This window comes from Ruegeria sp. AP7, assembly GCF_056539905.1.
On sequence record NZ_JBQFVT010000009.1, the window covers coordinates 69,748 to 82,650 of the forward strand.

Annotated in this window: 9 protein-coding genes; 1 reads left to right on the forward strand and 8 read right to left on the reverse strand. The window is 57.3% G+C overall.

All coding sequences use genetic code 11. The annotated features are described in order from the left end of the window. Nucleotides 1–477 precede the first annotated feature (477 nt). Nucleotides 478–2,610 (forward strand): alginate lyase family protein, encoded by a 2,133-nt coding sequence (locus ACR0KN_RS15750; RefSeq protein WP_480654877.1) that lies wholly within the window; start codon nucleotides 478–480, stop codon nucleotides 2,608–2,610. Between the two features lie 1,290 nt (nucleotides 2,611–3,900). Here the strand turns inward: ACR0KN_RS15750 and ACR0KN_RS15755 are convergent. Genes ACR0KN_RS15755 through ACR0KN_RS15790 form a run of 8 tightly spaced genes read right to left on the reverse strand, consistent with a single transcriptional unit; the run spans nucleotide 3,901 to nucleotide 12,822 of the window. Beyond that, entirely contained in the window at nucleotides 3,901–4,797 is an 897-nt protein-coding gene (locus ACR0KN_RS15755; protein ID WP_480654879.1) for an FAD:protein FMN transferase, read from the reverse strand. Further along, a complete protein-coding gene (locus ACR0KN_RS15760; protein WP_170542348.1) occupies nucleotides 4,794–5,309 on the reverse strand; it encodes a nitrous oxide reductase accessory protein NosL in 516 nt (171 codons plus the stop codon). The genes ACR0KN_RS15755 and ACR0KN_RS15760 overlap by 4 nt, the downstream gene beginning before the upstream one ends. Next, nucleotides 5,306–6,127 carry an ABC transporter permease gene (locus ACR0KN_RS15765; protein WP_480654881.1) on the reverse strand — a complete coding sequence of 274 codons (822 nt, stop codon included), beginning with the start codon at nucleotides 6,125–6,127 and terminating at the stop codon, nucleotides 5,306–5,308. The genes ACR0KN_RS15760 and ACR0KN_RS15765 overlap by 4 nt, the downstream gene beginning before the upstream one ends. Further along, nucleotides 6,124–7,017, reverse strand: a complete 894-nt coding sequence (locus ACR0KN_RS15770; protein ID WP_170542345.1) for an ABC transporter ATP-binding protein — start codon at nucleotides 7,015–7,017, stop codon at nucleotides 6,124–6,126. Before ACR0KN_RS15770 ends, ACR0KN_RS15765 begins: the two co-directional genes overlap by 4 nt. Next, entirely contained in the window at nucleotides 7,007–8,263 is a 1,257-nt protein-coding gene (locus ACR0KN_RS15775; RefSeq protein WP_480654883.1) for a nitrous oxide reductase family maturation protein NosD, read from the reverse strand. The genes ACR0KN_RS15770 and ACR0KN_RS15775 overlap by 11 nt, the downstream gene beginning before the upstream one ends. Nucleotides 8,264–8,266: 3 nt before the next feature. Further along, on the reverse strand, nucleotides 8,267–10,174 hold the full coding sequence (nosZ, locus tag ACR0KN_RS15780) for a TAT-dependent nitrous-oxide reductase (RefSeq protein ID WP_170542341.1): 1,908 nt from the start codon (nucleotides 10,172–10,174) through the stop codon (nucleotides 8,267–8,269). A gap of 15 nt (nucleotides 10,175–10,189) precedes the next feature. Next, complete coding sequence (locus ACR0KN_RS15785) at nucleotides 10,190–12,313, reverse strand: 4Fe-4S binding protein (RefSeq protein WP_480655010.1); 2,124 nt, start codon at nucleotides 12,311–12,313, stop codon at nucleotides 10,190–10,192. A 44-nt stretch (nucleotides 12,314–12,357) separates the two neighbouring features. After that, the gene (locus ACR0KN_RS15790; RefSeq protein WP_480654885.1) at nucleotides 12,358–12,822 is read right to left on the reverse strand and encodes a DUF2946 family protein; all 465 of its coding nucleotides are present in this window, start codon (nucleotides 12,820–12,822) and stop codon (nucleotides 12,358–12,360) included. Nucleotides 12,823–12,903: the final 81 nt, after the last annotated feature.

Consider the following 12,903-nt stretch of genomic DNA (forward strand, 5'->3'; position numbering starts at 1 on the left):
CGACTCTTTTGTCAATTCCCATAATTTCGAGCACAACCATGAGAGCCTTATTAATATATACCCGACGATATCTACTTCGGGCGCGATAAAGTCCCCATCAGAGAAAGGTACAAAATTAAGAAACCAACAATTCAGCAACGCCGCTTGCTACATCAAAAACAAGCGTGCATTCAAACACACAAACACATCAAGTGGGGCACTCCTGCGAACAAAGGCTCAGAAGAGCCGAGCCAATCATGAGCGAACGCCCGTCTTTGAATTGGTTGTTGAGATCAAACAAAGTCAATATGCGTGTCAAAGTGATCTAACAGGAGGCAAGCTTTGCTCGAACAACTTATACATGACTTCAAGCGAAGCTCCCCGCTAATTCGAATATCGATCATAGCTTTGTTCCCTCTCTACCTGCTGTACAGGCTGCACCGATATCGGCGAGACATTAGACGCAACCGCATCAACACTTCTTTCAGCGTGCAGCGGATGGGTGACATTAGCGGTACTCTGGGTGATGTGAAACAAGAGCCCATTGATCCAAGACTGGAATCTGAGATCAACGATTTGGCGGATACATTCGCGCTCTGTCGGATTGTCGGCAACGATCTCGAGCCAAGGCACAAGGTGGGCCAAAGCCTCTCAAATGTGCGCTTTGTTTTAGACAATGAACCAGAATTCGATGGCGTAAAAAAGTTATGGTTGCTCAATAGGATATTTAACGCGGAGACTGAAGCAAAGATTATCAGCTTGCTTGAGGAACGAGGGCAGACCTATCGACGTATCGCCTTCGATCCAGAAGAATATCAGTCTATCGGTTACAGCTTCGATACGTTCAAACAGCCTGATATGTTCTACGACGGACATCTTGAAATAGACTCAACCAGTACGCGCACGACGCAGGCAATTATGCAGGCTTACCACGCCCGCAATAACTATGTGATGCACAACAACGGTGCACGAAATGCAGCTCTCGAGTTTTGTCTGGAATACGGCAAGTGGGCGCTGCCTTTTGATGGGAATTGCTTCCTTACGTCCTCAGGATGGGCACAGCTGCATTCGAACATCTTAGAGGCCCGGGACAAGCGATATTTTGTTGTTCCAATGGCAAGGATCACCAACAATCAAGATTTGCTGGAACCTAACAATACCTTTTCTGCGGAAGAAGAGCCCCAATTGGTTTTTCGATGCGATGCACCATTGAGGTTCAACGAGGACCTTCCATATGGTCGTCGTCCAAAGGTTGAGCTTTTCATGCATCTTGGTATCGAGGGTCCGTGGACGCGATGGCCTGTGGAAGATTTCGACATTCCGCCACGCCGAGTTCACCCTGATGGTCATCGGGTTGGGCAAGCCGGTTGGGTCGCGCGGCTGGCGTCAGGAAAAGCCCACCTTGAACAGGCTGATCGGAAGGCATTTGTTAACCGTGGTCTCGCACGCGCTTCTGCGATCCGTTCGACTTTGGACATGTTGTCGGCGCGCCCAGTCCGTGCGTCGTTCGCGCAAGACCAAGCCCTATCTTATGACCTGACTACGGCTGATCCGGCACAGTCAGAAGATTGGGTAGCTGTTCGGGAAGCTGCACAGCAGGCTTTAGAACGAGGTCCATTTTCGGTTACGCAAAAACCCGAGCCCGGCCCCTCTGGCGATCTTCGCGACTATTTTCATCCAGCGCCATATTGGTGGCCGAACCCAAATTCGAAAGATGGTTTGCCCTATGTCAGGCGCGACGGTGAACGACTACCGGGCACTGAACTTTACGAACCAGAGAGCGGCCGCTTCGATCGAACTCGTTTACAACGCGTCTTCGACGACACCACAGCCCTTGCATTAGCGAGTACATTACAAGACGCCGATCCGAGCTTCCACGCACACGCCTGCTCAATTCTGAGGACGTGGTTCCTGGACGCTGAAACTGGCATGAAGCCCAACCTTTCTTATGCGCAGGTTCGGCTGGGTCACCAGGGTAACATGGGGGCTGCCCATGGGGTTATAGAAACCAAAGATTTTTATTTTCTTCTTGATGCGGTTCGGCTTCTTAGAGATTCGCACATAACCGACCGCATGAAAGAGTGGAGCGCGGAGTTCTTTGATTGGTTCACTGATAGTGTGCAAGGTCGCCAAGAATGCAGAGCAGCCAACAACCACGGGACATGCTATGACTTGCAGGCCGCCAGCCTTGCCGCATTTCTGGAAAAAGATGATTATCTGCAAGCCCTCGACTTACGAGCGCAAGCTCGAGCCATTTCTACGATCACCCCTGATGGAGATCAACCGCACGAACTGCAGCGCACACTGACGCAGCACTATTGGGCTTTCAATTTACAGAGTTGGGTTAACCTGTTCGACCTTCTTTCAGCTGCAGGGCTGCGCCCTTGGCAGAGTGAAGCTGGCGAGAGGGTGCGGGTTGGACTACGCCGCATGTTGATGCTGTCAAAGCAAAACTGGGAGCACCCACAGATCAAGCCATTCGACGGCAATAGATTGCTACCTTTGAATGAGACACTGAAGAACCAAACAGGTGAGGATATCCTCGGGCGCGCGGAAAGTGATGGGCCTGTCAGTTTTTTTCCTCATGATGGGGTTGCCCCGTTCTGGCGTTTGACAAGGCTAGGGCGCTGAGAAAAAAGTAACTAGCGCATCCTCAAATGCTGCGTCAGGAAAGGAGCTTGCAGTATTGCCGACAGTTGCAATCTCGCCAAAGCGCGAAAGATCATCAAAAACTGCAGGACCGACCATAACACAAAGCGAGCGCGCTCATTTGTTGGCGGGCTAGTTTCAGATTATTAGGCGAATCTCAGTGTAACTCATGCTTGCTTCGTTTGAGTTATTCAGTGGTACCGATTAGCAGACATGGACCACAATTCAATCAATACGAAGAGGCAGAAACGGCTTTTACATCCAAACAATCGGGATCAAGGAGCAGGGTCACAACTTAGCCTCAGATATTTAGCTTTGAGGCGGAATTTTAGTCCATTTAGGTTGTTGCCTTTTAATCGCTGGGCTGTCCACTTGATGACTGCTCTGAGTGACTTCTTTTTGATCCGTCTAATTTCGCTCTGCTCGCCCAGAGACATGCATATTCTTGCAACACGGCTGGCTCGTCTTTGTGCAGCGCCATTAAAGCGCAAGCTGCCCACATCGCTACGTCATATTCCGAATTGGAACGTTTCAGCCGGTATGCATTTACGGCTGCACTGTTTGGGGTTGATGGTTCGAACATCAGTTCCTGAGCCGATCACAAAAAAGCATATATTGTTAGAAAGCCGGAAAAAATCCCAATTGAGGCAACCGTGAAGTTTAGAGAGAAGTTTAACATCGGGTCTTCCAATCTAGAAAGTTTGGCAGGTGCCGTATAATAGTCGGCGACATAACATACTGTTAGTATGCCGGAATGTCTTTGAATGGATCGAAAACGCATCGTTAACATTGCGTTAACAATTCGCGCGATTTCGGAGCTTTGTAGGTTGTAATCGTGCAGATCTACTGATCTTCGTCCGCCTCAAGCGGACAGCGCCTTCGTTCGGATCGATGCAAATATTTGAGGAAATGCGCCAACAATCTGCTACTCGACGCATTTCAATGAGTAAAAAGTGTATGAAAAAACTTAACCCTATTAGACGCTTAAGGACGGTTAGAGGAACTCTCCATCAGTCACTGTGCTTGCAATATTCACTCGAGGAAATCATAGCTCGATGTTGGCGTGCCTCCTCGGGGAACTTGGCTAAAGCATCAATACAATGCGGTTCGTTGATCGGCGCAAACCCCTCCATCTCATTGGCCAGCCGCCAAAATCAATTCACATTGGCGAACATAATTCTCCAACAAAACCATTCACTGAATATCCCGACCATAACGGGGCACCCCAAAGCGAGCGCTAGATATTTTTGAGGTGCCCGCCGCTCTTGTGGCTCAGAGTAGCATCTCGATTTTCGCCCCTGGAAACCGCGACGCCAGCGCGTTTGCTCCGCTATCCGGAGTCAGGCAGAGGGCGGTTGATAGCCCATCGGCAACAGCGGCCCGCGCCGCGGATACTGATACTGCGTGTTGCGTAACTTTGTGCCCTTTCGGGTTTAGGATATGGCCATGTTTGCCCTGTAACATCGCACCGCCGGGCGCTGAGGTTGCGACAGCTCGATCCTGAAGCCTGATTCGTTTGGCCACCGTGCCATCGGGGGCGGCCAGCCCCACGCGCCATGGCTCGCTAGTGTATCGCTGGCCAAGAGCGGCGACCTCACCCATATCCACCAATACATTGCGCAGATCGAAGGACCGCAGCAAAGCAACAATCCGGTCGGTGATCGCACCTTGCGCAATCCCGTTCAACGTGATCGCCGAATGTCTGGGATATGGCAGGCGGATTTCATCCGTACCGACATGCACGTTGTTCCATCCGATCGTTGCATGCGCGCGTTCCACACTTGGCTGCTCCGCTCCGCTGGCCAGCGCCAGCCAGAGCGGCTGGATCGTCGGATCAAACGCCCCGCCCGAGGCTTCGTGAAGCGCGGAACACAGGCTCAGCACCTCCAGCAGCTCAGGCGCAGGTGCATTCAAGTGACCGGTGCGGTTCAACTGGCTGATCTGCGAATGTGGTCGGTAGAGGCTGAAGATATCCTCAAGCCGGTTCAATTCGGCCTCGACCGCAGCAAAGATCGGCGCGGCCTGTACACCCGTCAGTCCTTCAAGCCGCAGGCTTGCAGGTGCGCCCAGCGCGATGCCGCGCCATTGGGCCGAACTGCTGGCGGCTGCGGGCATGGCGGCGCAGGCGGCTGAGATGGTCAGGAAGCGACGGCGGGTCAAAACGGTCATGCGGGGGTCTCCAGAATCAAGTCCAGATCGACGGGTCCAAGGACTTCGGCATCGGGGATCTCGGGCAGGGGCAAAGCGGACCCGCCATAGCGCAGGATAAACGCTTCGGCCTCGTCGAGTTCCGCAAATGGGACGACCTCGCGCGCGCCCATGCCTCCGGCGACATCTGCGCCAACGACAAAGGTCGCGCCATCGGCTGCGATCCAGTTGGAGATTCCCGGCTGCCCCCAGCTGGGGGCGACCCCCATGTCGCTGACGTAAACAGCGGTGATCTTGGCATCGCGTTCGGGGCTTTTTAGATAGGCCAGCATGTCGCGCACCTGCGCAAAGAACAAAGGCGCAGGATAGCCTTCCAGATGAATCTGACCTTTCGGCCCGCCGTGTTCGGCGATGTTCATCTGGCAGAAATAGCTTAGCGCATCGGGGGTCAGATCAACCGGGTCGGGGGCCTCGGCCACCTCTTCCTTGCAGGCCGCCAGCGCGACCAATGCGATCAGGGCGAGACGCTTCATGGCTCAACCCTCCGGAACGCTAGTCGCGCAAAGGCAAAAGCCAGCACCGGCCAGATCAGCAACGACGCGGGCGCGGCCCAGACCGGCAGGGCCTGCGCCGCCCCGGTCATGCCGGAGGCCATCGCCACACCTTCGGTAGCGGCGATGTTCCACAAACGGAATGCGTCGGCCGGGTTGGCCACCATCACCCAAGGAAAGACGGATTGGGTGAAGGCGCCGCCCTTGTCCATGACGACGGCTCCCAACAGCCCAAGATCATAGAGGACGACAAAAACCAGCCAGAGCCCGGCCGACAGACCCGCTGCCGCCGTGGCCCCCTTTGCCAGGGCGGACAACAGGTATCCAAGCGCCAGAAAGACAGCGCCCAGCAGGATGGATGTGAGGATAAGGCGGACCAGAGCCATTAGGCTCTCTGGCCCGGCGCCGCCAAAGAAGGCGGCCACTGCGCCTGCGGTACCGAAACCGACGGTCATCGCAAAGGCCAGCGCGGCCAGATGGGCGGTGAACTTGCCCAACAGGATTTCTCCGCGCCCAGCCGGGTAAGACAGCAGCAGTGACAAGCTGCCGCGATCCACGTCGCCGGCGATGGCGTCAAAGGCAATCATCAGCGCCAGCAGCGGCGCAAGATAAACCGACAGCGTGGTCATCGACGCGACCGAGACGGTCAGCATGTCGACGCCCAAAGTGCCAGTAGGCGCGCTGCCCGCAAAGGTCAGCGCCAAAGCGAACAAAACCATGATCAGAGTTGCGACCAGCAGCCAGCGGTTGCGGCGCAGGATCAGCATCTCAGTCCGAGTGATGGCGAGGAAGCGAGTCATTGCAAATCCTCCTGTGCGTAGTGGCGATAGAGATCTTCCAGCTTGGGCGGGGTCATTTCCACATCCGCAACCGCATCGCCCAGTCCAGCGATCCGGCGCAGGGCCTCCATCTTGTCTTCGGGTGTGCAGAGCAATTCAACAGATGCCCCATTGATCCGGCTGCCGCCCAGCTCAGCGGCCAGCACATCCGGATTGGCGCTGGCGCGTACCTTCAAGCGGATCGGTAGACCGGCCAGAGCCGACAGATTGTTCAGGGTGTCGTCGGCGACCATCTGACCCTTGCGCATGATGGCGATCCGGTCGGTGCGCGCCTCGACCTCGGTCAGCGCGTGTGAGGCAATCAGAACGGCGGTGCCTTGGGCAGCCAGTTCGTCGATGATGGCGTACAGGTCCTGTCGAGAAATCGGGTCCAGCCCGCTTGTCGGCTCATCCAGCAAGGCCACTTTCGGTTGGCCCAACAGCACCTGCGCCAGGCCCAAACGTTGCCGCATGCCTTTGGAATAGGTGCCGATCCGACGGTCCAGAGCGTCGCTCAGGCCGACACGATCCAGCAAACCGGACACATCGGCTTTTGCGCCTGAAAGCTGCGCAAACAGGGTCAACTGCTCACGCCCGGTTAGCGCGGGATGAAATGACACCGCCTCGGGCAGATAGGCCGTCTCGCGCCGTGCCTGAGCACTACCGGGAGTGGCATCCCCGATCCGAATGGCTCCGCCATGGATCGGCGTCAGGCCGAGGATAGATTTGATCAGGGTCGACTTGCCCGCGCCGTTATGGCCCAGTAGCGCAACGCGCTGGCCAGGGGCAAGAGACAGGGTGATATCGTCAAGAACGCGGGTTTTTCCACGGTCCTTGAGAACATGGTCGATTGACAGGGCCTTATCCGTCATGAGGCACCTTTTTCATAGCTGGGGGTTCAGGGGCTTGCATCAATGGGTTGCTGTCCATCACGCCCCCCGGCAGCAGTGCCGGAAAGGCCGATTGTGACCAGCGCACCAACTGCACGGCAGGCGAGCCGAGCAGCAACTTGGCTGAGGGTTGGGTCCACAGCACATGGTCCATACTGTCATTGGGGCGATAGGGGGCATCGGCAATGCCGTTGCCATCCACATCATAAGCGGCGAAATCGGACCAGTAATTGCCGCGCCCATCTTCTGACCATTCGACCCATTTGGTCGAGACGTATTTCACCTGAGTCCGGTTTCCGATGAATGAGTTGCCAACGATGCGGTTGCGCTCGGACCCGGCGGTAAAGTGGATGCCGATGCCGCATCCCTGGAACCAGTTGTCGGTGAATTCGTTCTTGTTGGAGTTATAGAGGAAGGTGCATTTTTCCTTGGCACCTTTCACCACGTTTCCGGTGATGGTGCTCTTGTTGGCGTAGTTCAGCATCACTCCGTGTTCGCGGTCGCCGATCGAGACGTTGTTGGCAACCGTCACATTGGTCGTGAACATCACCGCATAGCCCAGATCATTGCCGATCGAGACATTGTCGCTGACAATAGAATTATCAGCATACATGTAATGCACCGCAAAGCGCAGGTCGCGGAACAGGTTGTTGGTGAAGGTGTTCTTCTTGGACGAGTTCACAAAGATTCCGTCGCGCCCGTACCGGATGTCATTGCCATCAACCACTGCGCCGGGGGCATTCCAGACATAGACGCCATTGCCGCGGTCGTTCATCCGTTGATCCAAACGTCCTTCGATCCGGTTGCCACGCACGATGCTGCCTTTGGCCCCGTGAATGTCGACGCCGTAGAGGTTGCCTAACAGCACGTTATCCTCGACCACGGGCGCCTTAGCCGTTTTGGTCAGCTGGATACCACTGTCGATACCCTCATGGCTTGAACCGGAACCGATAACTGTCAGACCACGCACAGTCACGCCCGGCCCGGTCACGGTGATGACGCTGCCGTTTCCTTGCCCGTCTATTGTGGCCTGTCCCAGCCCGTCGAGGGTTACGGGCCGGTCCAGAACCAGTGTTTCGGTGTAGACACCGGGGCTCAGGCGGAGGGTGTCCCCATCCGCCGCCTGAGCCAGTGTTTCATTGATGGCCCCCGCCCGGTTGGGCACATCCCAGTCCGCCGCCCAGAGGGGCGAGCCGAGCAGGAGCGGTATGAGCAGGGGCCAACGCATGGGTTACGCTCCCTGCGGCTCGACCAGCATCCGACCGCGCATTTCCATGTGCAGCGCGTGGCAGAACCACTGGCAATAGAACCAGTGTACGCCCGGACGGTCCGCAGTGAAGGTGATCGACGCGGTTGCCATTGGCCCGATCTCGAAGGCGATGCCGTAGTTGCCCAGGCAGAAGCCGTGGGTCACGTCGTCCACGTCATCCAGGTTGGTGACAAAGATTGTTACCTCGTCGCCCTGTTTGACGGTGAACTTCTCAAGGCTGAATGTCGGCGCCTGTGAGGTCATGTAGACGCGCACCTTGTTACCGTCCCGGATCGGTTCCTCGGCGCCTTCTTCCAGATCGATGCCATCGGCTTCGGCCTGTTTGCGGGCGTCTTCCCATGTGACGTCGTTGCGGTCCCATACGTTTACCGGGTTGACGATGTCGCTGCGAACGATGATCGAATCATGCGGCTCGGCAAAGGTCGGGCCGTCGTGAACCACCTTCATCTCGTCGGAAGAGATGTCGATCAGCTGTTCGTTTTCAGGCTTCAGCGGACCCACATTCAGGAAGCGGTCTTTCGAGAACTTGTTCATCGAAATCAGCCACTTGCCGTCGGCATCCTTGGTCTCACCCATCGATGTCGAGTTGTGACCCGGCTGATAATGCACATCGACCTTCGAGATGATCGGATCGACATCCTCACCCGCATAGGCGCGGATCGCCTTGTCCATGTTCCACTTCACGATCTGGCTGTCGAGGAACAGCGTGGTGAACGCGTTGCCCTGACCGTCATACGCGGTGTGAAGCGGGCCAAGACCCAGCTGCGGCTCACCCACGATGCAGGACCGCGGATCGGCATCGCTTTCGAACAGGGCGTCCAGCTTGGTCACGTCCATGATCGACACGGTGGGCGACAGCTTACCGTTGATGCAGACGTGCTTGCCGTCGGGCGCGGTGTTGATGCCGTGCGGCGAGTTCGGGATCGGAATGTAGCGGGTGTATTTCTTGTTCTGACCCTTACGTCCGTCCAGAACCTTGACGCCTTTCAGTTCCTGATAGTCGCCGGCTTCGATGCCTTTTTCGATTTCCGCGAGGTTGAAAACAACAACGTGGTCGAGTTCGTTCTCGGTCATCTCGGCCAGGTTCATACCCATTTCCGAGTTGTACGAGGTCGAATAGGCGTATTTGCCCTGATAGTCGCAGTCGGTGTTGTCGAGGTTCCCCGAAACGATCACCTGCCATGCCACTTCCATGGTATCGCCGTCCAGCGCGGTGAAGATGTTCACGTATTGCGACGGATCGTCCAGCACGGTGCCATCGTTGACCAGCGGAGTTTCATCTTCACCATTGGCAAAGACGTAGCCGGTGCGCGGGAATTTCTGCGGACGAAGACCGTGGATCGCCTTGGCATTCGGGATCTCGGTGATCTTGTCGCATTTCATCACATCGCAACGCACACGGGCAACGCGGGTGTTGGCCTTGTCGTTCATGAACAGGTAACGGCCGTCATAGGTCCCGTCGGTGAACGACATGTGCGGGTGGTGCAGGTCGCCGTTGTCATAGGTTTTCATGCCGCGCTTGGCGAGGAATTCCTTGGTTTCCGGCAGCAGGCCATCGGTCATGATCTTCAGCGACTCGTTGGTCTGGCCCCAGCCGGTGGCCGAGCAGCGGTTGAAAACCGGTACCCGCATCAGCTCGCGCATGGACGGGAAGCCCAGGATGCGCAATTCACCGGTCTGACCCGAGGACCAGAAGCCGTAATATTCGTCCAGCTCTCCGGGCTCCAGGTTGGCATTGGCCGCAGCGCTGGCCTGTTTCGCGGTCATCAGGGTCGAACCCAGACCGGTCCCGGCCAGCACCGCGCCGGTGGCGGTTGCCCCCAGCATCCCGCGGCGGGTGATATTCAGTTTGTTGTCTTGTTCCGACATGATCGTTCCTCCTTTTTAGGAAACGGATTGCGGTTTGGCGTTCGGATGGTTCGCCGGTGGTTGCCCGAGGGGGGTCTTGAGGTTGACCGACCCTGTCTTGGCCCGCCGTTTAAGCTGGCGGATAACGACGGGACATTTGTCCTCGGACTGGTAGAGCACCTGACAATGCAGGCAGGTGACGCACTCGTTCGGGTTGATTTCACCAGTTGGGTGGATGGCCTGAACGGGGCATTCGTTGGCGCAGGTCTGGCAAGGGCTGCCGCATTCCTTGTAGCGGCGCAGCCAGTCGAACATGCGAATTCGGGCGGGGATCGCCAGCGCTCCGCCCAGCGGGCAGAGGTAGCGGCAATAGAACCGTTCGATGAACAGCCCGATCCCCAGCAGGGTCAGCGCAAAGACCACGAAGGGCCAGTCGCGCATGAACTTCAGAATGATGGCGGTCTTGAACGGCTCGATCTCGGCATAGGTCTCAGCCAGCGGGATCGAGACAAAGCTGAGCCCGAAGAGACCGAGGAAGATCATGTATTTCGCGGGCCATAGGCGTTCGTTCAGCCCCCATGGCAGCGTCCATTGTGGCACTTTCAGCGCGCGCGCGATCTTGTTAGTCAGTTCCTGCAGCGCACCAAACGGACACAGCCAGCCGCAATAAGCCCCGCGTCCCCAGAACAGCAGGGCGGCAGCCACCGCAAACCACTGGATGAAGACCAGCGGATCCAGCAGGAAGGCGTCCCATGAGAACCCGGTGCGCAAGCTGCCCGCCAGAGCCATCAGGTTCACCACGCTCAGCTGCGCATTGGCGTACCAGCCGATAAAGAACAGCGTCAGGGTCAGATATCCGATGCGGAACCAGTAAAAGACCCGGGCGTTCATCGTGGCGTGGAACTGGAAGAAGAAGGTTGCGGTCAGCACCAACAACATGACGCCCAGACCGGCAATCTCGACCGTGCGATCCTTCCAGATGCGTTTCCACAAGGCGGCTTTTGCTGCGGCTTCGCCAGTGGCGTCATCCACAACAGTGGGGGCTGCGACTGGCAACAGATACTGCTCGGGCAGCTTGTAGCCCAGATCGAAGGTCAGGAAGGTTTTTTCGACCGCACCCACGGCCCGTTGCACCAGCAATTGCAGGCGGAACGGCTCGGCGGGGTTGAACTCGGCTTCGGCGGGGATCTTGAAGATATCCAGCTCGGTGAAACTGGGCGCATCCGGGGCGGCAACCCGGCCAAGGCGCTCTTGCTGCTTGTCGAAGAACCGCACCGAATTGTCGCCCTGAATAAGCTGAATCCGGTCGAAGATTCCGCCGCGGACATACCCTGATCCCTTGAAGCTGTAGGCACCGCGCCCCAGCACCAGAATGGCCTGTTCGCCTTCGTCCAGCCATTCGACAAGGTTCTGATATTCGGCCTCGCCTAACAGTGATTTGCCGATCGATGGAACTGAGACCAGCGCCACGTGCATGTCGATGAACGTGTCATCCGGCTCGCCCGGTTCAGGGCGTTTGATGGCGCGCTGATCGCCAGTGGCTTCAAAAGCTGCGTTGACCTGACCGACATCCAGTGTCAGCCGCCGTATCGAACCGTCACCTGACAAAGTGGTCCAGTCGTAAACAGCATCCTGTGCCATATCGACTTCGCGTTTCGGCCCGTCTGCCTGTAGCGGAGATAACCCGCCCAGCCCCAGCGCACGCGCCACCTTGATCCCACCACGCACGAGGCTGTCATCGATCACCATGATCGTCACTGTCGCGCCCGAGATAATGTCGAGGTCATGCCCCTCGCCACCGGTTTCGGCCTCAACCTTCAGGTCCAGACCGGTATAGCCTTCGGTCAGCTCAACCATCCTCGAGTTCGGGATGCCGATCAGAACGATGGGTTCCGAGTGTTTGACCAGCTGCACACCGGTCAGCACCGCGTCGTCATCGATGGCGGCAACCACATGGATCGGTTTACCGGAATATCCGGTGGTGCCCACGAAGTCAGAAGTCAGGAAGGCCCAGGCAACGGTCTCGCCGCCCTTCAGGACAGGGGCAACCGGAACGTCATCACGTACCGGCCCGAAGGCATCAGCACCGGGGGCCAGATCGGCGGGTTCAATCTCGGGCAGGAAGCTGGCAAGGCTGTCGGCATGGGCACTGATCGCCATTAGGCAGGACAGGGCAAGGGCCAGCAGGAAATGGATTGCGCGACTTACGACCACGGCGCACCTCCGATACTTAGGGTAGACGCCATGGACGCGCGCGGGGCGCGTTCAGTTGTTTTTTGGGTCGCGCACGGGGGTCCCCGGGTTTCGGGCCACAGCCGATCCGAGTTGTACAACACGGAAGATTTGCTGCTTTGAACCTGTACAACACGGAAGATTCCGATTTGCGGCACTTGCGCCAGCTCGGGCACTGGTGCCGCACTGGTAACAGCGCATAGCGCGCAATCGGCGCATTTCGGGCAGTACGCGGTCGGGTCTTCGGTGCCCTCCTCAAGGTCAACTTCAACCCAGACCGCGCCGCCTTCCGAGCAGATCTCCACCCAGACACTTTCACCGGGACTCGCCAGCGCCGGTCCAAAGGTCTGCAACAAAAGAAGGAGCATGCCCGCCAACCCAGCTGCCGCGCGAACCGCACGGGCAGGGAGATTGTGCAAAGGGACGAGGGCAGGCATGGAGACTCCGACTCGGGAAGCTATGCTGCGTGTTCTAGGGGATTCTCTCGGCGCGATACTTGACTTAGGTCAGGTTCTGGA